The 26,926-nt window shown below is 62.9% G+C and carries 23 protein-coding genes; 16 read left to right on the top strand and 7 right to left on the bottom strand.

Features of this window, described 5'->3' with window-relative positions; genetic code table 11:
- Positions 1 to 142 precede the first annotated feature (142 nt).
- Both gbcB and KY379_RS05310 read left to right on the top strand, forming a co-directional pair.
- Entirely contained in the window at positions 143 to 1,243 is a 1,101-nt protein-coding gene (gbcB, locus tag KY379_RS05315; protein ID WP_133327458.1) for a glycine-betaine demethylase subunit GbcB, read from the top strand.
- A 185-nt stretch (positions 1,244 to 1,428) separates the two neighbouring features.
- Positions 1,429 to 1,884: an REP-associated tyrosine transposase gene (locus tag KY379_RS05310; protein WP_133327456.1), complete on the top strand. Its 456-nt coding sequence runs from the start codon at positions 1,429 to 1,431 to the stop codon at positions 1,882 to 1,884.
- Between the two features lie 201 nt (positions 1,885 to 2,085).
- On the opposite strand, the gene KY379_RS05305 is transcribed toward KY379_RS05310, so the two are convergent.
- A complete protein-coding gene (locus KY379_RS05305) occupies positions 2,086 to 3,711 on the bottom strand; it encodes a methyl-accepting chemotaxis protein (RefSeq protein WP_261239371.1) in 1,626 nt (541 codons plus the stop codon).
- A 278-nt stretch (positions 3,712 to 3,989) separates the two neighbouring features.
- Here KY379_RS05305 and KY379_RS05300 point away from each other — a divergent pair, with 278 nt between their 5' ends.
- Complete coding sequence (locus KY379_RS05300) at positions 3,990 to 4,220, top strand: hypothetical protein (RefSeq protein WP_133327450.1); 231 nt, start codon at positions 3,990 to 3,992, stop codon at positions 4,218 to 4,220.
- Positions 4,217 to 4,519: a cell division protein ZapA gene (locus tag KY379_RS05295; RefSeq protein ID WP_133327448.1), complete on the top strand. Its 303-nt coding sequence runs from the start codon at positions 4,217 to 4,219 to the stop codon at positions 4,517 to 4,519. Before KY379_RS05300 ends, KY379_RS05295 begins: the two co-directional genes overlap by 4 nt.
- Positions 4,520 to 4,556: 37 nt before the next feature.
- On the opposite strand, the gene KY379_RS05290 is transcribed toward KY379_RS05295, so the two are convergent.
- Positions 4,557 to 5,597, bottom strand: a complete 1,041-nt coding sequence (locus KY379_RS05290; RefSeq protein ID WP_196172068.1) for a threonine aldolase family protein — start codon at positions 5,595 to 5,597, stop codon at positions 4,557 to 4,559.
- A 311-nt stretch (positions 5,598 to 5,908) separates the two neighbouring features.
- Between KY379_RS05290 and KY379_RS05285 the strand changes: the two genes are divergently transcribed.
- The 8 genes from KY379_RS05285 (at position 5,909) to KY379_RS05250 (ending at position 15,613) form a co-directional block, all read left to right on the top strand.
- Positions 5,909 to 7,162: a serine hydroxymethyltransferase gene (locus tag KY379_RS05285; RefSeq protein ID WP_261239370.1), complete on the top strand. Its 1,254-nt coding sequence runs from the start codon at positions 5,909 to 5,911 to the stop codon at positions 7,160 to 7,162.
- Between the two features lie 15 nt (positions 7,163 to 7,177).
- On the top strand, positions 7,178 to 8,428 hold the full coding sequence (locus tag KY379_RS05280; RefSeq protein WP_133327444.1) for a sarcosine oxidase subunit beta family protein: 1,251 nt from the start codon (positions 7,178 to 7,180) through the stop codon (positions 8,426 to 8,428).
- A 14-nt stretch (positions 8,429 to 8,442) separates the two neighbouring features.
- A complete protein-coding gene (locus KY379_RS05275) occupies positions 8,443 to 8,778 on the top strand; it encodes a sarcosine oxidase subunit delta (RefSeq protein WP_133327442.1) in 336 nt (111 codons plus the stop codon).
- A complete protein-coding gene (locus KY379_RS05270) occupies positions 8,775 to 11,792 on the top strand; it encodes a sarcosine oxidase subunit alpha (RefSeq protein WP_133327440.1) in 3,018 nt (1,005 codons plus the stop codon). Before KY379_RS05275 ends, KY379_RS05270 begins: the two co-directional genes overlap by 4 nt.
- Positions 11,793 to 11,921: 129 nt before the next feature.
- Positions 11,922 to 12,554, top strand: a complete 633-nt coding sequence (locus KY379_RS05265; RefSeq protein ID WP_133327438.1) for a sarcosine oxidase subunit gamma — start codon at positions 11,922 to 11,924, stop codon at positions 12,552 to 12,554.
- 11 nt (positions 12,555 to 12,565) lie between these two features.
- Positions 12,566 to 13,423 (top strand): formyltetrahydrofolate deformylase, encoded by an 858-nt coding sequence (gene purU, locus KY379_RS05260; protein WP_133327436.1) that lies wholly within the window; start codon positions 12,566 to 12,568, stop codon positions 13,421 to 13,423.
- Positions 13,424 to 13,693: 270 nt separating this feature from the next.
- Complete coding sequence (gene fdhA / locus KY379_RS05255; protein WP_133327434.1) at positions 13,694 to 14,893, top strand: formaldehyde dehydrogenase, glutathione-independent; 1,200 nt, start codon at positions 13,694 to 13,696, stop codon at positions 14,891 to 14,893.
- 144 nt (positions 14,894 to 15,037) lie between these two features.
- Positions 15,038 to 15,613 carry a DUF2780 domain-containing protein gene (locus KY379_RS05250; protein WP_133327432.1) on the top strand — a complete coding sequence of 192 codons (576 nt, stop codon included), beginning with the start codon at positions 15,038 to 15,040 and terminating at the stop codon, positions 15,611 to 15,613.
- A 115-nt stretch (positions 15,614 to 15,728) separates the two neighbouring features.
- Here the strand turns inward: KY379_RS05250 and KY379_RS05245 are convergent, their stop codons facing one another.
- Positions 15,729 to 17,078 (bottom strand): APC family permease, encoded by a 1,350-nt coding sequence (locus KY379_RS05245; RefSeq protein WP_196172067.1) that lies wholly within the window; start codon positions 17,076 to 17,078, stop codon positions 15,729 to 15,731.
- Between the two features lie 245 nt (positions 17,079 to 17,323).
- A complete protein-coding gene (locus KY379_RS05240; protein WP_196172066.1) occupies positions 17,324 to 18,211 on the bottom strand; it encodes an acyltransferase in 888 nt (295 codons plus the stop codon).
- 182 nt (positions 18,212 to 18,393) lie between these two features.
- Here KY379_RS05240 and KY379_RS05235 point away from each other — a divergent pair, with 182 nt between their 5' ends.
- From KY379_RS05235 to creD, 4 genes are all read left to right on the top strand, one after another.
- Positions 18,394 to 18,894: an ATP-dependent zinc protease gene (locus KY379_RS05235; RefSeq protein ID WP_133327426.1), complete on the top strand. Its 501-nt coding sequence runs from the start codon at positions 18,394 to 18,396 to the stop codon at positions 18,892 to 18,894.
- Between the two features lie 95 nt (positions 18,895 to 18,989).
- On the top strand, positions 18,990 to 19,670 hold the full coding sequence (creB, locus tag KY379_RS05230) for a two-component system response regulator CreB (RefSeq protein ID WP_261239368.1): 681 nt from the start codon (positions 18,990 to 18,992) through the stop codon (positions 19,668 to 19,670).
- Entirely contained in the window at positions 19,670 to 21,103 is a 1,434-nt protein-coding gene (creC, locus tag KY379_RS05225; protein WP_133327422.1) for a two-component system sensor histidine kinase CreC, read from the top strand. The genes creB and creC overlap by 1 nt, the downstream gene beginning before the upstream one ends.
- 96 nt (positions 21,104 to 21,199) lie before the next feature.
- Entirely contained in the window at positions 21,200 to 22,528 is a 1,329-nt protein-coding gene (gene creD, locus KY379_RS05220; RefSeq protein WP_196172064.1) for a cell envelope integrity protein CreD, read from the top strand.
- Positions 22,529 to 22,697: 169 nt separating this feature from the next.
- Here creD and KY379_RS05215 read toward each other — a convergent pair whose 3' ends face one another.
- The 3 genes from KY379_RS05215 to KY379_RS05205 form a co-directional block, all read right to left on the bottom strand.
- Positions 22,698 to 23,321: a glutathione S-transferase gene (locus KY379_RS05215; protein WP_133327418.1), complete on the bottom strand. Its 624-nt coding sequence runs from the start codon at positions 23,319 to 23,321 to the stop codon at positions 22,698 to 22,700.
- A gap of 3 nt (positions 23,322 to 23,324) precedes the next feature.
- Entirely contained in the window at positions 23,325 to 23,993 is a 669-nt protein-coding gene (gene msrA / locus KY379_RS05210; RefSeq protein ID WP_133327416.1) for a peptide-methionine (S)-S-oxide reductase MsrA, read from the bottom strand.
- Positions 23,994 to 24,143: 150 nt separating this feature from the next.
- Positions 24,144 to 26,834, bottom strand: coding sequence for an EAL domain-containing protein (locus KY379_RS05205; RefSeq protein ID WP_133327414.1), 2,691 nt, complete (start codon positions 26,832 to 26,834; stop codon positions 24,144 to 24,146).
- Between the last annotated feature and the right edge of the window lie 92 nt (positions 26,835 to 26,926).

The following is a 26,926-nucleotide window of genomic DNA, read 5'->3' as shown; positions in this document are numbered from 1 at the left end:
TTGAATTACGACGCGCCAGACCACGTATCGCGGGGCTGGTCGCGATAAGCACGCCGATGTCGCTGGCAGGAATGTACATCGCTCTCGGGTTGCGCATCATCACAGCCAGAAAAAGGCCAATCGTTGGCTGCTGGAGAAGAACATGTCCGATACATTCCTCAATCCGGTCACTACCCAGACCTGGGCCAACGGCCGCCACATCGTGCGCTGCGTCAAGGTCATCCAGGAGACCTGGGACGTGCGCACCTTCTGCTTCATGGCCGACCAGCCGATCATGTTCTTCTTCAAGCCAGGGCAGTTCGTGACCCTGGAGCTGGAGATCGAAGGCAAGCCGGTGATGCGCTCCTACACCATTTCCAGCTCGCCGTCGGTGCCCTACAGCTTCTCCATCACGGTCAAGCGGGTACCTGGCGGGCAGGTCTCGAACTTCCTCCACGACACCATGCATGAAGGCCTCGAGGTGCCGGTGCACGGGCCGGTAGGGTTGTTCAACGCCATCGACTTCCCGGCCGGCAAGGTGCTGTATCTTTCCGGCGGTGTCGGCATCACTCCAGTGATGTCGATGGCGCGCTGGTTCTACGACACCAACGCCAACGTCGACATGGTCTTCGTGCACAGTGCCCGTTCGCCCAAGGACATCATCTACCACCGCGAGCTGGAGCAGATGGCTTCGCGCATCCCCAACTTCAGCCTGCACATCATTTGCGAAAAGCACGGGCTGGGCGAACCCTGGGCGGGCTATCGTGGCTACCTGAACCAGCGGTTGATGGAGCTGATCGCCCCTGACTACATGGAACGCACCATCTTCTGCTGTGGCCCGACCCCGTACATGACGGCGGTCAAGCGCATGCTTGAGGCGGTCGGCTTCGACATGAACAACTACCACGAGGAGTCGTTCGGCGCGACGCCTGCAGAAGCCAAGGCCGACGCGGTGGAACATGCCGAGCAGGCTGCCGACGCGCCGGAAGTGGACGTCTCCGAACTCAACCTGGTGGAATTCATCGGCAGCGAGAAGAGCATCCGTATCGCCCCCGGCGAAACGGTGCACGCGGCGGCTGCCAAAGTCGGCCTGATGATTCCCAAGGCCTGCGGCATGGGCATCTGCGGCACCTGCAAGGTGCTCAAGCTTGGCGGCGAAGTGGAGATGGAGCACAACGGCGGCATCACCGAGGAAGACGAAGCCGAGGGTTACATCCTGTCGTGCTGCAGCGTGCCGAAGGGGGATGTGCGGATCGATTACTGATCCTGGGATGCATGGGGCTGCTTCGCAGCCCATTCGTGGGGAAAATCGGGACGCCGAACCGCCGCTCCCACAGGAATTGCGCTGAGCCTGTGGGAGAGTCTGCCAACATCCAGAAAGCATTCTCCGTCTCATGTCGTTGATCCCTCGGCTAGGGTCTATCCCGTGCTTTGATTCAGGGACATCACATGGACCGTGCCCAATCCTGCCTTCTACGCCGTGGTCGTTTCTCCCAGCCAGGTGGTATTTACCTGCTGACCACGGTAACTCACCAGCGAAAGCAGATCTTCACCCAGCTCCAACTCGCTCGCAGCGTCATCCAGCAATTCAGGCTGGCTGAAATCGATGGACTTTGTCACTCCCTGGCGTGGGTGGTGATGCCTGACCATGTGCATTGGTTGATCGAATTGCGAGACGCCACCCTTTGCTGCTTGATGCGCAGGTTCAAGTCACGCAGCAGTCATGCGCTGTATCGGCAAGGCATGCGCCGCGAAAGAATATGGCAGCCGGGCTATCAGGACCGGGCATTGCGTCGGGAAGAGAGCGTGTTGAAAGTTGCGAGGTACATCGTTGCCAACCCAATAAGAGCCGGATTGGTTGGCCGGGCAGGCGACTATTCGCATTGGGATGCTGTTTGGCTCTGATGACGCCTTCATGGGGCAAGTCGGAGCGCCGAAAACTGTGGCCTGTGGGAGCGGGCTTGTCCCGCGAATGGGGCGACGCGGTGGATGGCACCGGCTTCGCCGGTGTTCGCGGGACAAGCCCGCTCCCACAGATTTCGGCTAAATCAATGAGTTGTGTTTTGTTCTGCGGATGGGCCGCAAAGCGGCCCCGGCGTTCTCGGATCAGGTCCGGAACCGCGCCACCAAGCCATTCAGGTCGACCGCCAGGCGCGACAGCTCGGTACTCGCCGCGCTGGTCTGATGCGCGCCGGTCGCGCTCTGCACCGACAGGTCGTTGATGTTCACCAGGTTGCGGTCCACCTCCCGCGCCACCTGGGCCTGCTCTTCCGCCGCACTGGCGATCACCAGATTGCGTTCGTTGATCTGCGCCACTGCCCCGGCAATGGTATCCAGTGCCATACCGGCACCCTTGGCGATGTTCAGGGTCGATTCGGCGCGCTCGGTGCTGGTGCGCATCGACGCGACTGCCTCCTCGGTGCCGCCCTGGATGCTGCCGATCATGCGCTCGATTTCGCTGGTCGACTGCTGGGTGCGGTGAGCCAATGCTCGTACTTCGTCAGCCACCACGGCGAAGCCACGGCCTGCCTCGCCTGCCCGTGCCGCTTCGATTGCCGCGTTCAGAGCCAGCAGGTTGGTTTGGTCGGCCAAACCGCGGATCACGTCCAGCACCTTGCCGATGTCGCGCGACTGCTCGGCCAGGTGGGTGATCAACTTGGACGTGCCCTGCACGTCTTCGCTCATGCGTTCGATGGCGCCGACCGTTTCCATGACCAGGTCACGTCCGTCGCCGGCCGAGCGGCTGGCTTCGCTGGACGCTTCCGAGGTGCTGACGGCGTTGCGTGCGACTTCTTCCACGGCACTGGTCATTTCGGTGACCGCAGTGGCGGCCTGCTCGATTTCATTGTTCTGCTGTTGCAGGCCGCGGGCGCTTTCGTCGGTGACCGCGTTGAGCTCCTCGGCAGCGGAGGCCAGCTGGGTGGCCGAACCGGAAATCTGGTGCAGGGTCTCGCGCAACTTGTCCTGCATGCGGGCCATGGCACGCAGCAGGCGTGCAGCTTCGTCGGTGCCGTCTGCGCTGATGCTGTGCGTCAGGTCGCCATCGGCGATCTGCTCCGCAGCTTTGAGCGCGTCGTCGATCGGCTTGACGATGCTGCGGGTCAGCAGGAAGGCGCAGAGGAGGGTCAGCACTGTGGCGGCCACCAGCAGGCCGATGACCAAGGCAAAGGCGGCGTTGTACTGGCTGGCCGCCGTGGCGTTGGTTTCGCGGGTCTGATCGGTGTTGATCCGCACCAGGTTGTCCATCACCTGGTTGATTTGCTCGGAGTTTGCCTGCACTTCGGTGTTGATCAGCGCGCGCAGCTCTTCAAGCTTGTCGGCCTGGCTCAAACTGCGCATGCGCGATTCGAGCTGGCGGTACTGGGTGAGCAACTGCTCGTATTGGTCGTAGGCCGCCCGCTCATCGCTGGCGACGATCAGCGGCTCGTAGGTGCGCCGGGCTGTGTCGATCTGGCCGTTACGCTGCTCCATCAGCCTGAGGATATCCTGCTGGCTCTGCGCCTCACGGTTGAGCAGCAGGCGGAAGGACAAAGTGCGCAGACGCAGGTTCAGTGCGTTCAAATCGTCCAGGGCCTTGATGCTCGGCACGCTGATCTGCTCGATGGTGACACCAGCCTGTCGGATGTTGCCCATCTGCATGAGCGAGAAGATACCAAGGCCAAGCATCAGCACGCCGATCAAGGCAAACCCCAGCAGCGCACGCGGGGCGATATTCATGTTGCGTAAGGACATGGAAAGGAATCCAGGCAATGGAGAGGGAACGCGATCCATGCGACGAAATGAGACCCAACTCGCTATCGGTCGGGGGCGTCGAGTCTTGAGGCTCTGGCGGATGAAAATAGGAGGCAGCTATCCAAATACTCGACCAGCGGTTGACCAAGGTCGGAACAAGGTGGTGTTGAGCCTGTCAATCTGCGCAGGCTTTTGCCTTGAGAATCCGATATTTAATGGCGGGGGTTCGCGCTTTTCTTTATCGTGTGCGCCCTTTGCAACAACCGAGACCTGCCCCCATGTTGGAAGCCTCCCTGAATCAACTCGAGCAACTGGTCAGCGACCTGATGCACAAGAACGCTCAACTCACCGAGCAGAACACCGCCCTCGGCCAGGAACTGGCCCAGGCCAAGGAAGAAAACGAAAACCTGCAGCTGTCGTTGATGGAGCAGGAAGAGAAGCACGGTGCCACCGCCGCGCGTATCCAGGCGCTGGTCGAGCGCGCCAGTGCAGGCGTCGTCGGCGCATGAGACTGCAAGCGCAGCCGATCAATGTCGTGTCGATCCTGGGCAGCGACTATTCGATCAAGGCGCCTGAAGGTCAGGAGGAAACCCTGGCGCAGGCGGTGCGGATGCTCAACACCGCCCTGGCTGAAACCAAGCGTCAGTATCCGACGCTGATTGGCGACAAGTTGCTGGTGCTGGCGGCCCTGAACCTGTGTTCGAAACAGGTGGAGCTGCAGAAGGAACACCAGCAGACCCTCGAGCGTACCCAGGCTCAGATCGATGCCACGGTAGACGCCATCGTTCGGACCATCGCCGAGTCCTGATCGATAGCCGGGAGCGCATAGCGTCCCCGGCAAACTTTCAGGTGCCGAGGATGCTGCGGATATCCGCCGCCAGCTCCCGCACCCGTGCCTCTTGGGTATCCCACGAGCACATGAACCGCGCACCGCCGCTACCGATGAAGGTATAGAAGCGCCAACCCTTGCCGCGCAATGCGTCCAAGGCGGCCTCCGGCATTTGCAGGAACACCCCGTTGGCTTCCACCGGGAACATCAGCTCGACCCCGGGCAAGCCTTTCACCAACGACGCCAGCAGTTGCGCGCAGTGGTTGGCATGCGCGGCATGGCGCAACCAGGCGTCGCCTTCGAGCAGGCCGACCCAAGGCGCCGATAGAAAGCGCATCTTCGACGCCAGTTGTCCTGCCTGTTTGCAGCGATAGTCGAAATCCTCGGCCAGGGAGCGGTTGAAGAACAGGATTGCCTCGCCCACCGCCATGCCGTTCTTGGTGCCTCCGAAGCACAGCACATCGACGCCCGACTTCCAGGTCAGCTCCGCCGGAGTGCAGCCAAGGAAGGAGCAGGCATTGCTGAACCGAGCGCCGTCCATGTGCAGGTTCAAGCCCAGATCCTTGCAGGTGGCGCTGATCGCCTTGAGCTCGTCGGGACGGTACACGGTTCCCACTTCGGTAGCCTGGGTGAGGGTCACAACACGCGGCTTGGGGTAGTGGATGTCCTGACGTTTGAGCGCTACTTCGCGGATCGATTGCGGCGTCAACTTACCGTGGGTGCTGGCGGCGGTGAGCAGTTTCGAGCCGTTGGAGAAGAACTCCGGCGCGCCGCATTCGTCGGTTTCGACGTGGGCCGTCTCGGAACAGATCACGCTGTGATAGCTCTGGCACAGCGAGGCCAGGGCCAGCGAGTTGGCGGCGGTACCGTTGAAGGCGAAGAACACCTCGCAGTCGGTTTCGAACAATTGCCGGAAGTACTCGGCAGCACGCTCGGTCCACTGGTCGTCGCCATAGGCGCGCTCATGGCCGTGGTTGGCCTTTTCCATGGCCGCCCAGGCTTCCGGGCAGATACCGGAATAGTTGTCGCTGGCGAATTGTTGGTTGTTGTCGGTCATCACGGCGGTCCTTTATACGACGCAGAACCGCACTCTAAACCATCGATTCGGCGGTTGCCTATACAAGCTGTGGATCTGTGCCGGCCTCTTCGCGGGCAAGCCCGCTCCCATAGGTACACCACTGATTTCGAGATCAGTAGGGGCCTGTGGGAGCGGGCTTGCCCGCGAAGAAGCCAACACCGCAACGAATGTCGTAAACGCGCCATTGCAAGGCGTGCGCAGGCATCTGACCCACCCCGGCCAGTCATACCATCGCCACAAAGGGCCACAGTGCCCCACGACAAAAAACGATCGCTGCCGGGAGATACACGATGTTCAGCAAGCAAGACCAGATCCAGGGTTACGACGATGCACTGCTGGCGGCGATGAATGCCGAAGAACAGCGTCAGGAAGATCACATCGAACTGATCGCCTCGGAAAACTACACCAGCAAGCGCGTGATGCAGGCCCAGGGCAGCGGCCTGACCAACAAGTACGCCGAAGGCTACCCAGGCAAGCGCTACTATGGCGGTTGCGAGCACGTCGACAAGGTCGAGGCGCTGGCCATCGAGCGTGCCAAGCAGTTGTTCGGCGCCGACTACGCCAACGTCCAGCCGCACTCCGGCTCCTCGGCCAACGGCGCCGTCTACCTGGCCCTGCTGCAGGCCGGCGACACCATCCTGGGCATGAGCCTGGCCCACGGTGGCCACCTCACCCACGGCGCCAAGGTGTCGTCCTCGGGCAAACTGTACAACGCAGTTCAATACGGTATCGACACCAATACCGGCCTGATCGACTACGATGAAGTCGAGCGTCTGGCTGTCGAGCACAAGCCGAAGATGATCGTCGCTGGCTTCTCGGCCTACTCCAAGACCCTCGACTTCCCACGCTTCCGCGCCATCGCCGACAAGGTCGGTGCGCTGCTGTTCGTCGACATGGCCCACGTTGCCGGCCTGGTCGCCGCTGGCCTGTACCCGAACCCGATCCCGTTCGCCGACGTCGTCACCACCACCACCCACAAGACCCTGCGCGGCCCACGTGGCGGCCTGATCCTGGCCAAGGCCAACGAAGAGATCGAGAAAAAGCTCAACGCCGCGGTGTTCCCTGGCGCCCAGGGCGGCCCGCTGATGCACGTGATCGCCGCCAAGGCGGTGTGCTTCAAGGAAGCGCTGGAGCCTGAGTTCAAGGCCTATCAGCAGCAGGTCATCGAAAATGCCCGGGCCATGGCCCAGGTGTTCGTCGACCGTGGCTACGACGTGGTCTCCGGTGGCACTGACAACCACCTGTTCCTGGTCAGCCTGATCCGTCAGGGCCTGACCGGCAAAGATGCCGACGCCGCCCTGGGCCGCGCGCACATCACCGTCAACAAGAACGCCGTGCCGAACGATCCGCAGTCGCCGTTCGTCACCTCTGGTCTGCGTATCGGTACGCCAGCCGTTACCACCCGTGGTTTCAAGGTCGCCCAGTGCGTGGCCCTGGCCGGCTGGATCTGCGACATCCTCGACAACCTCGGTGACGCCGACGTCGAAGCCGATGTGGCGAAGAACGTCGCCGCACTGTGCGCAGACTTCCCTGTTTACCGCTGAGTGGAGTAAACGACAATGCAACGCTATTCGGGCTTCGGCCTCTTCAAACACTCCCTCAGCCACCACGAGAACTGGCAGCGCATGTGGCGCACGCCGACCCCTAAGAAGGTCTACGACGTGGTCATCGTCGGTGGTGGCGGTCATGGCCTGGCCACGGCCTACTACCTGGCCAAGGAGCACGGCATCACCAACGTCGCGGTGATCGAGAAGGGTTACCTGGGCGGCGGCAACACCGCCCGTAACACCACCATCGTGCGTTCCAACTACCTGTGGGACGAGTCGGCGCACCTGTACGAGCACGCCATGAAATTGTGGGAAGGCCTGTCCCAGGACCTCAACTACAACGTGATGTTCTCCCAGCGTGGCGTCTACAACCTGTGCCACACCTTGCAAGACATGCGTGACTCCGAACGCCGAGTCTCCGCCAACCGCCTCAACGGCGTCGATGGCGAGTTGCTCAACACCGCTCAGGTCGCGGCCGAGATCCCCTACCTGGACTGCTCGAAGAACACCCGTTATCCGATCCTCGGCGCCACCGTCCAGCGCCGCGGCGGCGTAGCCCGTCACGACGCCGTGGCCTGGGGCTTCGCCCGTGCTGCCGACGCCCTGGGTGTCGACCTGATCCAGCAGACCGAAGTGATCGGCTTCCGCAAGGAAAACGGCGCGGTCATCGGTGTCGAAACCAACAAGGGCTTCATCGGTGCCAAGCGCGTCGGCGTGGTCACCGCCGGTAACTCCGGGCACATGGCCAAGCTGGCTGGCTTCCGCCTGCCGCTGGAATCGCACCCGCTGCAAGCCCTGGTGTCCGAGCCGATCAAGCCGATCATCGACAGCGTGATCATGTCCAACGCCGTACACGGTTACATCAGCCAGTCCGACAAGGGCGACCTGGTGATCGGTGCCGGTATCGACAGCTGGGTCGGCTACGGCCAACGGGGTTCCTACCCGGTCATCGAGCACACCCTGCAGGCGATCGTCGAGATGTTCCCGAACCTGTCGCGCGTACGCATGAACCGTCAGTGGGGCGGCATCGTCGACACCACCCCGGACGCCTGCCCGATCATTTCCAAGACGCCGGTCAAGAACATGTTCTTCAACTGCGGCTGGGGTACTGGTGGCTTCAAGGCTACCCCAGGCTCGGGCAACGTCTTCGCGGCGAGCCTGGCCAAGGGCGAGATGCACCCGCTGGCCGCGCCTTTCTCCATCGACCGTTTCTACAACGGCGCGCTGATCGACGAACACGGCGCCGCTGCCGTCGCCCACTAACCGGAGACACTGTCATGTTGCAAATTTTCTGTCCCCATTGCGGCGAGCTGCGCTCCGAAGAAGAGTTCCACGCCTCTGGCCAGGCCCACATCGCCCGCCCGCTGGACCCTAATGCCTGCTCCGACGAGGAGTGGGGCACCTACATGTTCTTCCGCGACAACCCGCGCGGTATTCACCACGAACTGTGGGACCACGTCGCCGGCTGCCGTCAGTACTTCAACGTCACCCGTGACACCGTGACCTACGAAATTCTGGAAACCTACAAGATTGGCGAGAAGCCGCAGGTGACCGCAGGCGGCAAGTCCAGCAGCGCACCGTCGACCGTCAAAGGCCAAGGGGAAAAAGTATGAGCCAGACCTATCGCCTCGCCAGCGGCGGCCGTATCGACCGCAGCAAGGTCCTGAACTTCACCTTCAACGGCAAGAGCTACCAAGGCTATGCCGGTGACAGCCTGGCCGCCGCATTGCTGGCCAACGGCGTCGACATCGTTGGCCGTAGCTTCAAGTACTCGCGTCCACGCGGCATCATCGCTGCCGGTACCGAAGAGCCGAATGCCATCCTGCAGATCGGCTCCAGCGAAGCCACCCAGATCCCCAACGTGCGTGCCACTCAGCAGGCGCTTTACGCAGGCCTGGTCGCCACCAGCACCAACGGCTGGCCGAACGTCAACAACGACGTCATGGGCATCCTCGGCAAGGTCGGTGGCAGCATGATGCCGCCGGGCTTCTACTACAAAACCTTCATGTACCCGAAATCGTTCTGGATGACTTACGAGAAGTACATCCGTAAGGCGGCAGGCCTTGGCCGTGCGCCGCTGCAGAACGACCCGGACAGCTACGACTACATGAACCAGCACTGCGACGTGCTGATCGTCGGTGCTGGCCCTGCCGGCCTGGCTGCTGCACTGTCGGCCGCCCGTAGCGGTGCCCGTGTGATCCTGGCCGACGAACAGGAAGAGTTCGGCGGCAGCCTGCTCGACACCCGTGAGACCCTCGACGGCAAGCCTGCGACCGACTGGGTCAACGCCGTGGTCAAAGAGCTGGAAAGCCTGCCGGAAGTGACCCTGCTGCCCCGTGCCACGGTCAACGGCTACCACGACCATAACTTCCTGACCATCCACGAGCGTCTCACCGACCACCTCGGCGACCGCGCACCGATCGGCCAGGTCCGCCACCGTGTACACCGCGTACGTGCCAAGCGCGTGGTGCTGGCCGCTGGCGCCCACGAGCGTCCGCTGGTCTACGGCAACAACGACGTGCCGGGCAACATGCTGGCCGGTGCCGTGTCCACCTACGTGCGCCGCTACGGCGTGGCGCCGGGCCGCAAACTGGTGCTGTCGACCAACAACGACCATGCCTACCGCGCCGCATTGGACTGGCACGACGCCGGCCTGCAAGTGGTCGCCATCGCTGACGCCCGCCACAATCCGCGCGGTTCGCTGGTCGAGGAAGCCCGTGCCAAGGGCATTCGCATCCTCACTTCCAGCGCTGTGATCGAGGCCAAAGGCAGCAAGCACGTCACCGGCGCCCGTGTGGCCGCCATCGATGTGCAGGCGCACACCGTCACCAGCCCAGGCGAAACCCTCGACTGCGACCTGATCGCCACCTCCGGTGGTTACAGCCCGATCGTCCACCTTGCCTCGCACCTGGGCGGTCGCCCGGTATGGCGGGAAGACATCCTTGGCTTCGTGCCGGGCGATGCTCCGCAAAAACGTGAGTGCGTAGGCGGCGTCAATGGCGTGTACGCCCTGGGCGACGTGATTGCCGATGGTTTCGAAGGCGGCGCCCGTGCAGCCACCGAAGCCGGTTTCAAGGCCAGCGTCGGCACCCTGCCGAAAACCGTTGCCCGCAAGGAAGAGGCCACTGTGGCGCTGTTCCAGGTGCCGCACGACAAAGGCACCGCCCGTGCGCCCAAGCAGTTCGTCGACCAACAGAACGACGTCACCGCTGCCGCCATCGAACTGGCCACCCGCGAAGGCTTCGAATCGGTCGAGCACGTCAAGCGCTATACCGCGCTGGGCTTCGGTACCGACCAGGGCAAGCTGGGCAATATCAACGGCCTGGCCATCGCCGCCCGCTCGATCGGCATCACCATTCCGGAAATGGGCACCACCATGTTCCGCCCCAACTACACGCCGGTGACCTTCGGCGCGGTAGCGGGTCGTCACTGTGGCCACCTGTTCGAGCCCGTGCGCTTCACCGCCCTGCATGCCTGGCACGTGAAGAACGGCGCCGAGTTCGAAGACGTCGGTCAGTGGAAACGTCCGTGGTACTTCCCGAAAGCCGGCGAAGACATCCATGCTGCCGTTGCCCGTGAATGCAAGGCCGTGCGTGACAGCGTGGGCTTCCTGGACGCCTCGACCCTGGGCAAGATCGACATCCAGGGTCCGGATGCCCGCGAGTTCCTCAACCGCATCTACACCAATGCCTGGACCAAGCTCGACGTGGGCAAGGCCCGCTACGGCCTGATGTGCAAGGAAGACGGCATGGTCTTCGACGACGGCGTGACCGCCTGCGTCGGCGACAATCACTTCATCATGACCACCACCACCGGCGGCGCCGCACGTGTGCTGCAGTGGCTGGAGCTGTACCACCAGACCGAATGGCCGGAGATGAAGGTGTACTTCACCTCGGTCACCGACCACTGGGCGACCATGACCCTGTCCGGCCCGAACAGCCGCAAGCTGCTGAGCGAGCTGACCGACATCGACATGGACAAAGAAGCCTTCCCATTCATGACCTGGAAGGAAGGCAACGTCGGTGGCGTGCCGGCCCGTGTGTTCCGTATCTCGTTCACCGGTGAGCTGTCTTACGAAATCAACGTCCAGGCCAACTACGCCATGGGCGTGCTGGAACAGATCATCGAGGCCGGCAAGAAGTACAACCTGACCCCGTACGGCACCGAGACCATGCACGTGCTGCGTGCAGAGAAGGGCTTCATCATCGTCGGTCAGGACACCGACGGTTCGATGACGCCGGACGACCTGAACATGAGCTGGTGCGTCGGTCGCAACAAGCCGTTCTCGTGGATTGGCCTGCGTGGCATGAACCGCGAAGACTGCGTGCGCGAGAACCGCAAGCAGCTGGTAGGCCTCAAGCCTGTGGATCCGACCAAATGGCTGCCGGAAGGCGCCCAACTGGTCTTCGATCCGAAGCAGCCGATCCCGATGGACATGGTCGGCCACGTCACCTCCAGCTACGCGGCCAACTCCCTGGGCTATTCGTTCGCCATGGGTGTGGTCAAGGGCGGCCTCAAGCGCATGGGCGAGCGGGTCTACTCGCCGCAGGCCGATGGCAGCGTGATCGAGGCGGAAATCGTGTCTTCGGTGTTCTTCGATCCGAAGGGTGAGCGGCAGAACGTTTAAGGCCCATAGATCGGTCCCGTTGGAATGCAAACCCTGTGGGAGCGGGCTTGTCCCGCGAATGCGATGGCGAATTCAACGCCCTCTTCGCGGGACAAGCCCGCTCCCACCCGAATTCAAGGCAGGTAAGAAATGAGCGCTATCAACGTCTTCCAGCAAAACCCCGGTGCCGAAGCCAAGGCCCAGTCGCCGCTGCACCACGCCGACCTGGCCAGCCTGGTTGGCAAAGGTCGCAAGAACGCAGGCGTGACCCTGCGTGAACGCAAGTTCCTCGGCCACTTGACCCTGCGTGGCGACGGCCACGACCCGGAATTCGCCGCAGGCGTGCACAAGGCCCTGGGCCTGGAGCTGCCGGTGGCCCTGACCGTGGTCGCCAACGCCGAAATGTCGCTGCAATGGGTCGGTCCCGACGAGTGGCTGCTGATCGTCCCTGGTGGCCAGGAAGTCGCGGTCGAGCAAAAACTGCGTGCGGCTCTCGAAGGCCAGCACATCCAGGTGGTCAACGTCAGCGGCGGGCAGAGCCTGCTGGAACTGCGCGGGCCGAACGTGCGCGACGTGCTGATGAAATCCACCAGCTATGACGTGCACCCGAACAACTTCCCGGTGGGCAAGGCCGTCGGCACCGTGTTCGCCAAGTCGCAACTGGTGATCCGCCGCACTGCCGAAGACACTTGGGAGCTGGTGATCCGTCGCAGCTTCGCCGATTACTGGTGGCTGTGGCTGCAGGACGCTTCCGCCGAGTACGGCCTGAGCATCGAGGCCTGAGGAGAACGAACATGAGTCGGGCACCGGATACCTGGATTCTCACCGCCGACTGCCCGAGCATGCTCGGCACTGTCGACGTGGTGACGCGTTACCTCTTCGAGCAACGCTGCTACGTCACCGAGCACCACTCCTTCGACGACCGGTTGTCGGGGCGCTTCTTCATTCGCGTGGAGTTCCGCCAGCCGGACGATTTCGACGAGGCGGCCTTCCGGGCTGGCCTCGCCGAGCGTAGCGACGCGTTCGGCATGACCTTCGAGCTGACCGCCCCGAATCACCGCCCCAAGGTGGTGATCATGGTGTCGAAGGCCGATCACTGCCTGAACGACCTGCTGTATCGCCAGCGCATCGGTCAACTGAGCATGGACGTGGTCGCGGTGGTGTCCAACCACCCGGATCTGGAGCCGCTGGCGCAGTGGCACAAGATTCCCTACTACCACTTCGCCCTCGATCCGAAGGACAAACCGGCGCAGGAGCGCAAGGTGCTGCAGGTGATCGAGGAGACCGGCGCCGAACTGGTGATCCTTGCCCGTTACATGCAAGTGTTGTCGCCTGAGCTGTGCCGGCGCCTGGACGGTTGGGCGATCAACATCCATCACTCGCTGTTGCCCGGGTTCAAGGGCGCCAAGCCTTATCACCAGGCCTACAACAAGGGTGTGAAGATGGTCGGGGCCACGGCTCACTACATCAACAATGACCTCGACGAGGGGCCGATCATCGCCCAGGGCGTCGAGGTGGTGGACCACAGTCATTATCCGGAAGACCTGATCGCCAAGGGCCGCGACATCGAGTGCCTGACCCTGGCGCGCGCGGTCGGGTATCACATCGAGCGGCGGGTGTTCCTCAACGCCAACCGGACGGTCGTTCTCTAACGCCTATACTGGCCCTTTCGCGGGACAAGACCGCTCCCACAGGTTCACCGCCGTTTCGAACATGGCGGTGAAACCTGTGGGAGCGGGCTTGCCCGCGAAGGGGCCGACACATTTTTACCTGCCGTAAAAAGGCATCTCCCTGTCGCTTCCAGTCACTGCGACAAGCGCCATCAGGCCCACAATTCCTGCATTCCAGAAACACATGCCGCCCAAGGATGGTGGCGCGTTCAACCACCGCTGCATAAATAAAAACCAAGCGAGGTAAGAGCAATGTCTGGCAATCGTGGAGTGGTATATCTCGGCGCCGGCAAGGTCGAGGTGCAGAAGATCGACTACCCGAAAATGCAGGACCCACGTGGCAAGAAGATCGAGCACGGCGTGATCCTCAAGGTGGTCTCCACCAACATCTGCGGCTCCGACCAGCACATGGTCCGTGGCCGCACCACTGCCCAGGTCGGCCTGGTCCTGGGCCATGAAATCACCGGTGAAATCGTCGAGAAAGGTCGCGATGTCGAGCGCATGCAGATCGGCGACCTGGTGTCGGTACCGTTCAACGTCGCCTGTGGCCGCTGCCGTTCGTGCAAAGAAATGCATACCGGTGTCTGCCTCACCGTCAACCCGGCTCGCGCCGGGGGTGCCTACGGCTACGTCGACATGGGCGACTGGACCGGCGGCCAAGCCGAGTACGTGCTGGTGCCGTACGCCGACTTCAACCTGCTGAAGCTGCCGGAGCGTGACAAGGCCATGGAGAAGATCCGTGACCTGACCTGCCTGTCCGACATTCTGCCGACCGGCTACCACGGCGCCGTCACCGCTGGCGTTGGCCCAGGCAGCACCGTCTACGTCGCCGGTGCCGGTCCGGTCGGCTTGGCTGCCGCTGCCTCGGCGCGCCTGCTCGGCGCTGCCTGCGTGATCGTCGGTGACCTAAACCCAGCCCGCCTGGCCCATGCCAAGTCCCAGGGCTTCGAAGTGGTCGACCTGTCCCTGGACACCCCGCTGCACGAGCAGATCGTCGACATCCTCGGCGAGCCTGAAGTGGACTGCGCTGTCGACGCCGTAGGCTTCGAGGCCCGTGGTCATGGCCACGAAGGTGCCAAGCACGAAGCCCCGGCTACCGTGCTGAACTCGCTGATGCAAGTGACCCGCGTCGCCGGCAACATCGGTATCCCGGGCCTGTACGTGACCGAAGACCCGGGCGCGGTGGACGCTGCTGCCAAGATCGGCGCACTGAGCATCCGCTTCGGCCTGGGCTGGGCCAAATCGCACAGCTTCCACACCGGCCAGACCCCGACCATGAAGTACAACCGCCAGCTGATGCAGGCGATCATGTGGGATCGCATCAACATCGCCGAAGTGGTGGGCGTGCAGGTGATCAACCTGGATCAAGCGCCGGAAGGTTATGGTGAGTTCGATGCCGGTGTGCCGAAGAAATTCGTGATTGACCCGCACAAGATGTGGGGTGCGGCCTAAGGTCGAATGCAACGCCCCCGGTTCGGGGGCGTTGTGCTTTCTGGTGAGCCGAAAACAGGCCGATGGCCGGCCTGGAACAAACCCCTGAAGCCTCAGTCGAAAGCCTCGTTTCCCAGGCCATCCCGGCCGACGAGGTCCCTCCCGATGAAAGCATTTACCCTGGCAACCCTGATGACCTTGGCCGCAAGCCCGGTGTTCGCCTTCAACCTGAGCGACGCTGCCAACGCCGTGTCTGCCATGCAGACGCAGAAACAGCAGGGCCAGGTGCAGGCGCCCGAGGCGCAGGCCAATCTGCTCAATACCCTTGGCAGCGAACTGAACATCACCCCCGAACAGGCCGTGGGCGGGGCTGGAGCGATGTTAGGGCTGGCGCGCAATAACCTCAGTGGCGAGGACTATGGTCAGCTGACCAAGGCCGTACCGGGGCTCGATCTGCTGTCCGGCGCCAATGCGCTGAGGGGATTGAGCGGCTTGGGCGAGTTGCTGGGCAACGACAGCGAAAGCCAATCGGCCTTGAGTAAGGCCTTGGGCAACGACGTGGAAAACCGCAGCGATCTGGATAACGCCTTCAAGGCACTGGGCATGGATACCGGCATGATCGGGCAGTTCGCCCCGTTGATTCTGCAGTACCTGGGGCAGCAGGGTATTGCCGGGTCGTTGTTGCAGAACCTGGGGAGTTTGTGGGCGACTCCGGCGCCGCTGACCCAACCTTCGGTCTGAAGGTAGGTGGAGGGCGCTGTGGGAGCGGGCGGCGCGGTGGCTGGCACGGGCTTCGCCCGTGATCGCGGGGCAAGCCCGCTCCTACAGAAACCGCGCCGGCCTTTGATAGTGATGCTTAGGCAGCTTCGGTGAAGTCCACCAGCCGCACCGGTCGACGGAAGCCGGCAGTCAGTACCGCCAGGTACGCCAACCCCAAGGCAAACCAGCACAAGCCAATCACCAACGTCAGCGCTGACAGGCTGGTCCACAGCCACAGGGTCAGTGCCAATCCCACCAGCGGTACCACGCCGTAGCACAGCAGCGCCTTGGGCGTGCGCGCAGCGTTGCCGTCGATCAAGTGGGTCTTCACCACTGCCAGGTTCACCGCCGAGAACGCCACCAGGGCGCCAAAACTGATCAGCGAGGCGAGGGTCGCCAGGTCGATCACCAACGCCAACAGCGAGAATGCCGATACCAGCGCGATGGCGAACACCGGTGTGCCGAAGCGTGGCGACAGGTAACCGAAGCTGCGTCGTGGCAACACGTTATCGCGGCCCATGGTGAACAAAATGCGCGACACCGCTGCCTGGGAGGCCAGTGCCGAACCCAGGCTGCCGGCGACATAGGCGGCGGTGAAGAAGTTGGACAGGAATTGCCCACCCGCCTTGAGCATCACTTCATTGGCAGCAGCATCGGCGTTGGCGAAGCTGCTGCCCGGCAACACCAGTTGGCTGACATAGGCCAGCACGGTGAACAGCACACCGGCAAACAGCGTGGTGAGGATGATCGCCCGGGGTACGTCGCGGCGTGCGTCGCGGCACTCTTCGGCCAGGGTAGAGACGGCATCGAATCCGAGGAACGACAGGCACAGCACCGCAGCGCCGGCCATCAGCGGGCCGAAGCCGGGTTGTGTACCGTCACCCAGCAGCGGCGACAGCAGGTCGAGCGGCTGGCCAGCCAGGGATTTGCAGGAAAGCGCGACGAACACCGCGATGAACACGATCTGCGCGCCGACGATCAAGTTGCTGGTCTTGGCCACCGAATGAATGCCCACCACGTTGAGCACGGTGACCAGGGCAATCGAGGCCAGGGCGATCGACCACGCCGGAATGGCAGGGAAGGCGATGTTGAGGAACAGACCGATGAGCAAGTAGTTGATCATTGGCAGGAACAGGTAATCCAGCAGCAGCGACCAGCCGGCGAGAAAACCGACATTTGGGCCGAAGGCCAGGTTGGTGTAGGAGTATGCCGAACCGGCCACCGGAAAGCGCTTGACCATGAAGCTGTAGGAAGCGGCGGTGAACAGCATGGCCAGCAGCGTGACCAGATAGGCGCCGGCAGTGCGACCACCGGTGAGCTCGGTGACGATGCCGTAGGTGGTGAAGATGGTCAGGGGGACCATATAGACCAGGCCGAAGAACACCAGGGCGGGTAGGCCCAGGACACGGCGCAGTTGCGCGTTGGGGGAGCAAGGTGGATTGGCCATCGATCGATCCTGGCGTTTTTCTAGTTGTGATTAGATCGATTTTTATCCACTTAGGTGGGGGATGACAAAAAAGTAATCCTTATTTCGATTATTAGCCTGGGTTTTAATCGGAATTATGCGCAAGCCTGTGCCGGCCTCTTCGCGGGCAAGCCCGCTCCCACAGGAACTCCACCGAGCTCGAAGACGGTGGTGATTCTGTGGGAGCGGGCTTGCCCGCGAAGAGGCCGGTGAGGAGCAAGAAGATATCAGCCCATCTCCACCCGCAACTGCTCGATCCGCTGGTCCTTCTCGACCCACAACTGGTTCACCCAGTCCTGCACGGTCTGGCGGAAAACCGGGTCGTTCTCGTAGTCCCCAGCCCATAGCGCCGGGTCCAGTTCCCGCACGCGAATGTCGATAATCACCCGACTGATGCTGCCATTGAGCAGGTCCCAGAACCCGGGCGCCTTGTTGCCCGGATAGACGATGGTCACGTCCAGCAGTGCATCGAGCTGTTCGCCCAATGCCGCCAGCACGAACGCCACCCCGCCGGCTTTGGGCTTGAGCAGATGGCGATAGGGCGACTGTTGCTCCTGGCGCTTGGCCTCGGTGAAGCGTGTGCCTTCCAGGTAGTTGACCACGGTCACCGGCTGGCGCTTGAACAACTCGCAGGCGGCCTTGGTGATTTCCAGGTCCTTGCCCTTGAGCTCCGGGTGCTTTTCCAGGAAGGCCTTGCTGTAGCGCTTCATGAACGGGTAATCCAACCCCCACCAGGCCAAGCCCAGCAACGGCACCCAGATCAGCTCCTTTTTCAGGAAGAACTTGAAGAACGGTGTACGGCGGTTGAGGCTTTCGATCAGCGCAGGAATGTCGACCCAGGTCTGGTGGTTGCTCACCGCCAGATACGACGTGTCCTGGCGCAGCTTCTCGACACCGCGGATATCCCACTGGGTGGGAATGCACAGGGCGAAGATCAGTTTGTCGATCTCCGACCAGGTTTCGGCGATCCACATCACCCCCCAAGAGGCATAGTCACGCCCACGGCCTGGCAAGACCAGTTTGAGCAGGGCGAACACCAGTAGCGGACCGATCAACACCAAGGTGTTGAGCAGTAGCAGGGTGGTCGTAAGAATGCCAATCAGCAGGCGACGCATAAGAAGACTCTTGTTGTAGGACGTAAGCGGTCGGCAATGATAAGCAGCCCGGTGGGCTACGCCAAATGTCCATTGTCTCGGCGGTAGGACAAATGTTTCACATTATGTTGAATACTCTGGTTACACCGAACTGTATCGCTCTTCACAGTCTAAGCACTGTCCCCGATCAAGGAAGCCTGCCCGTGAAATCACTGCTTGTCCTGTTGTCACTCTTGGCCCTGCCTGCCGTGGCAGCCGAGCCCACCCTCTACGGACGTTACGAATACATCGGTCTGCCGGAAATCGGTGAAACCCTCAAGGCCAAGATGGACACCGGTGCCTACACGGCCTCGTTGTCGGCCAAGGACATCGAGCTGTTCACCCGCGATGGCGAGGAATGGGTGCGGTTCCGGCTGGCCACCAAGGATGCCGATGACAAGGTGTACGAACACAAGCTGTCGCGTATCAGCAAGATCAAGAACCGAGTCGACGAAGAGGAGGAAGGCGATGCCCCCGAGCTTTCCAAGCGACCGGTGGTCGACCTGGAGCTGTGCCTGGGTGATGTGAAGCGCACCGTCGAAGTTAACTTGGTGGACCGCAGCCACTTCAACTACCCCTTGCTGGTCGGTGCCAAGGCGCTGCGCGAATTCAAGGCGGCGGTAAACCCAGCCAAGCGATTCACCGCAGGCAAGCCGGATTGCTAGGACGTAAGCTGCAAGCTGCAAGCACAAGCGGATCGGTGTAAGTTCACGCGATCCGCTTTTACTTGAAGCTTGCAGCTTGAGGCTTGCCGCTCATCATGCCCCATATCCTCATCGTCGAAGACGAAGCCGCCATCGCCGACACCCTGGTCTACGCCCTGCAGGCCGATGGCCACAGCACCGCCTGGGTGACCCTGGGCAGCGCCGCCCTCGACCAGCAGCGCCAGTGCCCCGCCGACCTGATCATCCTCGACATCGGTCTGCCCGACATGACGGGCTTTGAAACCTGTCGCCAGCTACGCCGTTTCAGTGAGGTGCCGGTGATGTTTCTCAGTGCCCGCGATGGCGAGATCGATCGTGTGGTGGGCCTGGAGATCGGTGCCGACGACTATGTGGTCAAGCCGTTCAGCCCTCGCGAAGTGGCGGCGCGGGTACGTGCGATTCTCAAGCGTATGGCCCCCAGGGCCGAGCCTGCCAGCGAGGCCACGTTGTTCCACCTCGACACCTTGCGGATGCAGATCACCTACCGTGGCCAGCCACTTCCCCTGACCCGCCACGAGTTCCGCCTGCTGCAATGCCTGCTTGAGCAGCCGCAGCGGGTATTCAGCCGCGAACAACTGCTCGACGCCTTGGGTGTGGCCTCCGACGTCGGCTACGAGCGCACCATCGACAGCCACATCAAAAGCCTGCGCGCCAAACTGCGCCAGGTGGTCAGCGACGCCGAGCCAATCCAGACCCATCGTGGCCTCGGCTACAGCTATAGCCCGGACCACGCCTGATGCGCCTGGGCATCCGGATCTTCCTGGTGTACTTCCTCTTCGTGGGTCTGGCCGGCTATTTTTTGCTCAATACCGTGCGTGAGCAGATCCGACCGGTGGTCCGTCAGTCCTCCGAGGAAACCCTGGTCGATACCGCCAACCTGCTGGCGGAAATCCTCCATGACGAGGTCAAGGCCGGCACCCTCGGCCAAAGTCGCTTGCCGGAGGTGCTCAAGGCTTATGGGCTGCGCAGCCCCGGTGCGCAGATCTGGGGCTTGGAGAAGGCGGCGGTGAGTCACCGCATCTACGTCACCGATGCCAAGGGCATCGTGCTGCTCGACTCCACCGGGCAGGACCTGGGCAAGGACTATTCGCAATGGAACGACGTCTACCTGACCCTGCGTGGCCAGTACGGCGCGCGCTCCACACGCAGCGTGGCGGACGACGAGAGCACGTCTGTCATGCATGTCGCCGCGCCGATCGTCGATGCCGGCAAGATCATCGGCGTGGTGACCGTGGCCAAACCCAACAGCTCATTGCAGCCCTATATCGACCGCTCCGAGCGACGCTTGCTGATCCTGGGGCTGAGCCTGATCGGCCTGGGGCTGGTGATCGGCGCAGCACTGTCCTGGTGGCTGGCCCGCTCGCTGCGGCGCTTGGCCCGCTATGCCCAGGCGGTCAGCGAAGGTCAGCGCGCGGCCTTGCCGCACTACAAGGGCGGTGAACTGGCGCACCTGGCCAACGCCGTGGAACGCATGCGTACGCAGCTCGAAGGCAAGGCCTACGTGGAGCGCTACGTGCATACCCTGACCCACGAGCTGAAAAGCCCGTTGGCGGCGATCCGCGGCGCCTCCGAGCTGCTCCAGGGCGATATGCCGGATGAGCAGCGGGCGCGCTTTGCCGGCAACATCGAACGGGAAAGCGAGCGCTTGCAACAGATGATCGAACGGCTGCTCAATCTGGCTCGGGTCGAGCAGATGCAGGCGCTTGAGGATGAACAGTTGGTGGCGCTGGCACCCCTGGTCGACGAGATGCTGCTTGCCCATGCACCGCGCATCGAGGCCGGTCACCTGCAGGTTCGCCAGCGGGTACCGGTGCAACTGCGGCTGTGGTGTGACCCGTTCTTGATGCGTCAGGCATTGGCCAATCTGCTCGATAACGCCCTGGATTTCACCCCGCCCGGGGGCGCACTGCTGTTCGAATTGGAGCGCCAGGGCGAGCGCGTGGCGTTGAGCCTGTTCAACCAAGGTGAGGCGATTCCGGACTATGCCCTGGAGCGGGTCAGCGAGCGGTTCTACTCGCTGCCGCGGCCAGGCAGCGGGCGCAAGAGCACCGGCTTGGGCCTGAACTTCGTGGCCGAGGTGATGCAGCTGCATGGCGGGGCGTTGGAAGTAGAGAACGTCGACGGCGGGGTAAGGGTGCGGCTGTGGCTGCCGGCCCGGCGCATCAGCTGAGCGCGCAGCAGCGGCAAAAACACACAATCTCCACACAGTCTCCCTGAAGCCTCCATGCAAGGCGCAGACACTGCGCCCACTGCCATAGGAGGCCCCATGAACAAGACCCTGAGTTTCAAGCTCGGCACCATCGCCTTGCTGATCGTGCTGCTGCTCATCCCCCTGCTGATGATCAGCGGCCTGATCGACGAACGCCAGCAACTGCGTGACGGCGTGCTGCACGATATCGCCCAGAGCGCCAGCTATGACCAGCAGATCAACGGCCCGCTCCTGGTGGTGCCGTACCGCAAGTTCCAGCGCCGCTGGATCGAAAAGGACGGCCAGAGGGTGGAGGAGACCAGCACCGTCGCCGGGCACCTGTACTTCCTGCCGGAAACCTTCGATGCCGACCTGGGTGTGGACACCGAGCTGCGCGCCCGAGGCATCTACCAGGCGCGTCTGTTCCACGCCAAGGGGCGTCTGTCTGGCAGCTTCAAGCTACCGGCGCGTTGGGGCATCGAGAAGGACTACGACGACTATCGCTTCGACAAACCGTTCCTGGTGGTCGGCATCACCGATATCCGCGGCATCGAAAGTGCCCTGGAACTGAGCGTCGACGATCGGCGCGTGCCGTTCGAGGCGGGCACCGGCCTGGACTGGCTGCGCAGCGGCGTGCATGTACCCCTGGCGCAACTCGATGGTCAGCAGGCCCAGGCGTTCACCTATGGTTTCGATCTGGCCTTGCAGGGTACCGGGCAGTTGCACGTCTTGCCGGTGGGGCGCACCAGCAGCGTCGACATGCATGCCAACTGGCCGCACCCGAGCTTCATCGGCAGCTACCTGCCCAGCCGCCGCGACATCGACGAGCAAGGTTTCACGGCGCACTGGCAGACCTCGTTCTTCGCCACCAACCTCGAAGATGCCCTGCGCCAGTGCGCCATTGGCGGTCAATGCGCGGACTTCAGCGAGCGTACCTTCGGCGTGAGCTTCGTCGATCCGGTCGACCAGTACCTGAAGAGTGAACGGGCGATCAAGTACGCCCTGCTGTTCATCGCCCTGACCTTTGCCGGCTTTTTCCTCTTTGAGGTACTCAAGGGCCTGAGCGTGCATCCGGTGCAGTACATTCTGGTCGGTGTGGCCCTGGCGTTCTTCTACCTGCTGTTGCTGTCGCTGTCCGAGCACATTGGCTTTGGGCCGGCCTATGGGCTGTCGGCGTCGGCCTGCGTGCTGCTGATCGGTTTCTACCTGAGCCACGTATTGCGCAGCCTGGGGCGGGGCGTGGGGTTCGCGGCGGGGCTGGCGGCGTTGTACGCGATGCTCTATGGCTTGCTCAGTGCTGAGGACTACGCACTGCTCATGGGCTCGCTGCTGTGCTTTGGCCTGTTGGGGGTGTTCATGGTGCTGACCCGGCGGCTGGACTGGGCGCGGGTGGGGAGGGCGGCATGAGGGAGGATAGAGAGGTTGGGCGCTGGTTGGCCCGCAGAATCAGGCAGTTGTTTCCTGTAATACCGCGTTGAGGCCTGGGGCTGCTGTGCAGCCCATTCGCGGGGCAAGCCCGCTCCCACAGGTACTGCGCTGTGTCTGTGGGAGCGGGCTTGTCCCGCGAAGAGGGCGGTCAGGCCACCGGTGCCGTGGCAGCCATCGAGGGCCGCTTGGCCACCTCGGCATACCAAGCCGCCAACCCAGGCTGCCGCTCCCGCCAACCGAACGCCGGCTGGCGCAGGTCGAGATACCCCAACGCACAAGCCACGCCGATCGCCGCGAGATCGAAGCCGCAAGCCAGTTCGGCCAGGTGCTCCTGCTCCAGGTTGGCCAGGCTGCGGCGGATCTTCCCGGCTTGCGCCTCGAGCCAGCCGTCCCAGCGCTTGTCCTCGGGCCGCAGGAAGCTCTCGTAGCGACTGGATACCGCGGCATCCATGATCGCATCGGCCTGGGAGGCCAGTGTCATGCGCCGCCAGCGAGCCGATCCCTCGCGCGGCAGCAGCGGTTCGCCGACATGCTGCAGGTCGAGGTATTCGCAGATCACCCGGCTGTCGTGCAGGACCGTGCCATCGGCCAGGCGCAGGGCAGGGATCTTGCCGATCGGGTTGCCCTGGTTGAGTTGATCGTCGCCGCTCACGGGGCTGACGTTCACCGCTTGCAGCGTGACGCGTTCGAGCTGGCCGGTCTCGTGCAAGACGACCATGACTTTGCGCACGAAGGGAGACAGCGGCGAATGGAACAGGGTCATCGTGCTCATGGGTCAGTTGCCTTGCAGGCTGGGCGGCAGGCACACGCCGGTGCCGCCGATGCCGCAGTAGCCCTGCGGGTTCTTGGCCAGGTACTGCTGGTGGTAGGCCTCGGCGAAGTACACGGTCGGCGCCTGGTCGATTTCGGTGGTGATCTCGCCGAAGCCGGCCTTGCTCAGTTCGGCCTGGAAGGCATCGCGGCTGGCCTTGGCTTGCTCCAGCTGTTCAGGGCTGGTGCAGTAGATGGCCGAGCGGTACTGGGTGCCGACGTCGTTGCCCTGGCGCATACCCTGGGTGGGGTTGTGCAGCTCCCAGAACATCGCCAGCAGCTCGCGGTAGCTGACCTTGTCCTTGTCGAACACCACCAACACCACCTCGGTGTGGCCGGTCAGGCCCGAGCAGACTTCTTCGTAGGTGGGATGGGGGGTGAAGCCGCCGGCATAGCCGACCACGGTGCTGACCACGCCTTCACGCTCCCAGAAACGGCGCTCGGCGCCCCAGAAGCAGCCGAGGCCGAAGATGGCGAAGTCGATGTTGCCTTCGAAGAACGGGCCGAGCAGCGGCGTGTCCTTGAACACATAGTGGAACTCCGGCAGGGCCATCGGGGTTTCGCGACCGGGCAGGGCTTGCTCGGCGGTAGGCATGACGTTTTTGTTCACCAGGATTTCAGAACGCAGGACCATGGCCGTTCCTCTGTGTCTATTCAGTTGGATAGGTGCTGGCCTCTTCGCGGGCGAGCCCGCTCCCACAGGATCACCATCGAATCTTGTAGGAGCGGCCTGGCCGCGAAAGGGCCCGAATGGGTTCTATAGTGCCCGAGCTTTACGCCGCTGTCAGGCCATTGGACCGCGCGGATAGCGCTTGAGTCGTGCTTCGAGCTCACGCCCCGGGATCGGCCGGTCGAACAGATAGCCTTGGCCGACGTCGCAGCGATGCCTGCGAAGGAACGCCAGCTGTTCCGGGGTCTCGATACCCTCGGCCACCACCTTGAGCTTGAGGTTGTGGGCCATGGCCACCACTGCCGAGGTGATTTCCATGTCGTCCTGGTTGTCGGGGATCTCGTTGATGAAGCTGCGGTCGATCTTGATGATGTCGATCGGGAATTTCTTCAGGTAGCTCAGCGACGAGTAGCCGGTGCCGAAATCGTCCATCGCCAGGTTCAGGCCCAGGGCCTTGAGCTCGTCGAGCTGGCGGTGGGTGTCCTCGCTGGCTTCCAGCAGCAGCCCTTCGGTCAGTTCCAGTTCCAGCAAGTGTGGAGGCAGGGCTTCTTCCTTCAGGATACTGCCGATCGAGGCGACCAGATCGGGGTCGGAGAACTGCTTGGGCGACAGATTGATGGCGACATGCAGACTGCCCATACCGGCCTGGCGTAGCTGTTGGCTCATGCAGCAGGCCTGGCGCACCACCCATTTGCCGATAGGAATGATCAGGCCGGTTTCCTCGGCCACGCTGATGAACTGGTCGGGGCGGATCATGCCGCGTTCTGGGTGATTCCAGCGCAGCAGCGCCTCCAGGCCGAGCAGGCGACCGCTGCGCAGGCACAGCTTGGGCTGGTAGAACACTTCCAGTTCGTTCTGGGTCAGCGCGCGGCGCAGGTTGTTCTCGACGAACAGCTTGTAGCTGGCCTCGGCGTTGAGGACCTCGGTGAACACCTGTACCTGATGCTTGCCGTTGGCCTTGGCCTTGTGCAGTGCCAGGCCGGCGTTCTTCATCAGCGTGGTCGGATCGCTGCCGTGCAGCGGCGCACAAGCCAGGCCCACCGAGGCGGTGACGTTGATCAGCTGATTGTCGACGAACATCGGTTTGTCGAGGGTGTGCAACAGCTGCTGGGCGACCCCTTGGCCGTCTTCCAGGCTGGTGTTGTCGAGCAGTACGGCGAACTCGTTACTGGCGAAGCGGGCCAGCATGCCGTCGGCGTTGAGGCTGTTGCGCAGGCGCCGGGCCAGGCTCACCAGCAACTTGTCGCCGGTTTGGTGGCCAAGGCTGTCGTTGATCCGCTTGAAATTGTCGATGTCCACCAGCAGCAGGCAGATCGGGCTGTCGCTGACATGGGTGAAGCGCTCATCGAGGCTGCGGATGAACGCTGGGCGGTTGCCCAGGTTGGTCAGGTTGTCGGTGTAGGCCAGGCGTTCGATGCGCTGTTGGGCCAACTTGGACTGGGTGATGTCCTCGTAGATGCCGATGTAGTGGGTCAACTCGCGGTTATCGCCGTACACCTTGGAGATCGATAGTTGACCCCAGTAGGGTTCGAGGTTCTTGCGTCGGCTCTTGAACTCGCCTTGCCAGCTGTTGCCCATGGCCAGGCTCGACGGCGAGTCGAACAGCAGTTCGCTGAGGTTCTCCAATGCCGGTAGCTCGCCCAAGTGCCGGCCTTGAACCTCCTCGGTGCTGTATTGGGTGATGGCCGTGAAGCTTGGGTTGACGTACTCGACCATGCCGTCGCGGTTGACCAGCAGGAAGGCGCTGGCGCTTTGTTCCACCGCGCGTTGGAACAGGTGCAGGGCGCTGGCCGCGGTACGTCGGTTGTGGTTGGTGATGACCTGGGCGAACTGGTCGGCCAACTCACCGGCGAAGGCGATCTCGTCGGACTGCCAGGCCCTGGGTGTGCCGGTTTGCTCCAGGCATAGCACACCCACCACCTGGCCATCGACGCGGATGCTGGCGTCGAGCATGGCGTTGTCGGCAACCGAGAGGGTGGCTACCAATGCGCGGGTCCGCGGGTCTTGGCTGGCGTTGTGTGCGTCGATGGCGCGGCTGGTGTGCAGGGCTTCGAGGTAGTCGGGAAAGCGGCTGGCGTCGACCGGTGCTGGCAGGCGGTACCCTTGCTCGTCGCGCAGCCAGGCACTGATCGGCTCCAGGCGCTGACCTTCGAGGTGCCAGATGCTGGCACTGTCGACTTTGTAGATCTCGCAGGCGCTGCGGGTAATCAGCTCGGCGGCTTCCTGCAGCGAGTTTTCGGCACTGTAGCGCTGGCGGGCGAGGCGCAGGATCAGGTCTTGCTGGCTGCGTACCCGTTCGAGGTGCTCGAGTTGCTCCTGCTGGGCATGCTGGTTGAGCTGCAAGGCCAACTGCAGGCGGTTGTTGCGCGATTCCAGCTCGTCGGCAGTCGGGTCGGTGGCGCCGTGTGCCTGATCGTCGAGCACCATCAGGTAGCCGCGCAGCAGCTGGCGGTTGTGCTGCTTGTAGACCTCACCGGTTTCCAGCAGGCGCAGCGCACCGGCCTGGGCATGCAGGGTGTAGCGTACCCGGTAGTAACCGCGACGGCCCAGTTGTTGCTGGATGTCGTCGTGCAGGGCATAGCGCGCCTCGGGCTCCATCAGGCTGGCGTAGGGCGAGCCTATCAGTGCACAGAGCTCGGCCGCCGGCAGGGCGAACTGGCGTTCGCAGGCGGGGTCGAGGTAGAGCATGGCCCAGCTGGCTTCGTTCAGCCTTTCGAAACGCAGCATGCCGAGCCGCGAAGGCACGGGAAGCTGCGTAACGACCTCGGCCGCCACACGGCTGGCGGCATCGGGTTGGCTTTTCATCGAAGACTCGCTTGAAGAGGTGACGCGGCCTGGGGCGGCGGCGCATCTGGCAAGGTTGCATCATGTCCCCAGAGCTGGCAAGCGGCCATATG

This window comes from Pseudomonas sp. HD6422, assembly GCF_025377065.1.
Classification (GTDB): Bacteria; Pseudomonadota; Gammaproteobacteria; order Pseudomonadales; family Pseudomonadaceae; genus Aquipseudomonas; species Aquipseudomonas putida_U.
The sequence above is the reverse complement of the archived record's forward strand: the minus strand, read 5'-3'. Positions and strand labels throughout refer to the sequence as shown.

Excerpts from the sequence above, each read along its gene's own strand:
- fdhA (WP_133327434.1), top strand. The coding sequence starts at position 13,694 with ATGTCTGGCAATCGTGGAGTGGTATATCTCGGCGCCGGCAAGGTCGAG.
- msrA (WP_133327416.1), bottom strand. The coding sequence starts at position 23,993 with ATGGTCCTGCGTTCTGAAATCCTGGTGAACAAAAACGTCATGCCTACC.
- KY379_RS05280 (WP_133327444.1), top strand. The coding sequence starts at position 7,178 with ATGCAACGCTATTCGGGCTTCGGCCTCTTCAAACACTCCCTCAGCCAC.
- KY379_RS05215 (WP_133327418.1), bottom strand. The coding sequence starts at position 23,321 with ATGAGCACGATGACCCTGTTCCATTCGCCGCTGTCTCCCTTCGTGCGC.
- KY379_RS05310 (WP_133327456.1), top strand. The coding sequence starts at position 1,429 with ATGGACCGTGCCCAATCCTGCCTTCTACGCCGTGGTCGTTTCTCCCAG.
- KY379_RS05265 (WP_133327438.1), top strand. The coding sequence starts at position 11,922 with ATGAGCGCTATCAACGTCTTCCAGCAAAACCCCGGTGCCGAAGCCAAG.
- KY379_RS05305 (WP_261239371.1), bottom strand. The coding sequence starts at position 3,711 with ATGTCCTTACGCAACATGAATATCGCCCCGCGTGCGCTGCTGGGGTTT.
- KY379_RS05240 (WP_196172066.1), bottom strand. The coding sequence starts at position 18,211 with ATGCGTCGCCTGCTGATTGGCATTCTTACGACCACCCTGCTACTGCTC.
- KY379_RS05250 (WP_133327432.1), top strand. The coding sequence starts at position 15,038 with ATGAAAGCATTTACCCTGGCAACCCTGATGACCTTGGCCGCAAGCCCG.
- KY379_RS05270 (WP_133327440.1), top strand. The coding sequence starts at position 8,775 with ATGAGCCAGACCTATCGCCTCGCCAGCGGCGGCCGTATCGACCGCAGC.
- KY379_RS05285 (WP_261239370.1), top strand. The coding sequence starts at position 5,909 with ATGTTCAGCAAGCAAGACCAGATCCAGGGTTACGACGATGCACTGCTG.
- creB (WP_261239368.1), top strand. The coding sequence starts at position 18,990 with ATGCCCCATATCCTCATCGTCGAAGACGAAGCCGCCATCGCCGACACC.
- creD (WP_196172064.1), top strand. The coding sequence starts at position 21,200 with ATGAACAAGACCCTGAGTTTCAAGCTCGGCACCATCGCCTTGCTGATC.
- KY379_RS05205 (WP_133327414.1), bottom strand. The coding sequence starts at position 26,834 with ATGAAAAGCCAACCCGATGCCGCCAGCCGTGTGGCGGCCGAGGTCGTT.
- gbcB (WP_133327458.1), top strand. The coding sequence starts at position 143 with ATGTCCGATACATTCCTCAATCCGGTCACTACCCAGACCTGGGCCAAC.
- KY379_RS05300 (WP_133327450.1), top strand. The coding sequence starts at position 3,990 with ATGTTGGAAGCCTCCCTGAATCAACTCGAGCAACTGGTCAGCGACCTG.
- KY379_RS05290 (WP_196172068.1), bottom strand. The coding sequence starts at position 5,597 with ATGACCGACAACAACCAACAATTCGCCAGCGACAACTATTCCGGTATC.
- KY379_RS05295 (WP_133327448.1), top strand. The coding sequence starts at position 4,217 with ATGAGACTGCAAGCGCAGCCGATCAATGTCGTGTCGATCCTGGGCAGC.
- KY379_RS05275 (WP_133327442.1), top strand. The coding sequence starts at position 8,443 with ATGTTGCAAATTTTCTGTCCCCATTGCGGCGAGCTGCGCTCCGAAGAA.
- purU (WP_133327436.1), top strand. The coding sequence starts at position 12,566 with ATGAGTCGGGCACCGGATACCTGGATTCTCACCGCCGACTGCCCGAGC.
- creC (WP_133327422.1), top strand. The coding sequence starts at position 19,670 with ATGCGCCTGGGCATCCGGATCTTCCTGGTGTACTTCCTCTTCGTGGGT.
- KY379_RS05245 (WP_196172067.1), bottom strand. The coding sequence starts at position 17,078 with ATGGCCAATCCACCTTGCTCCCCCAACGCGCAACTGCGCCGTGTCCTG.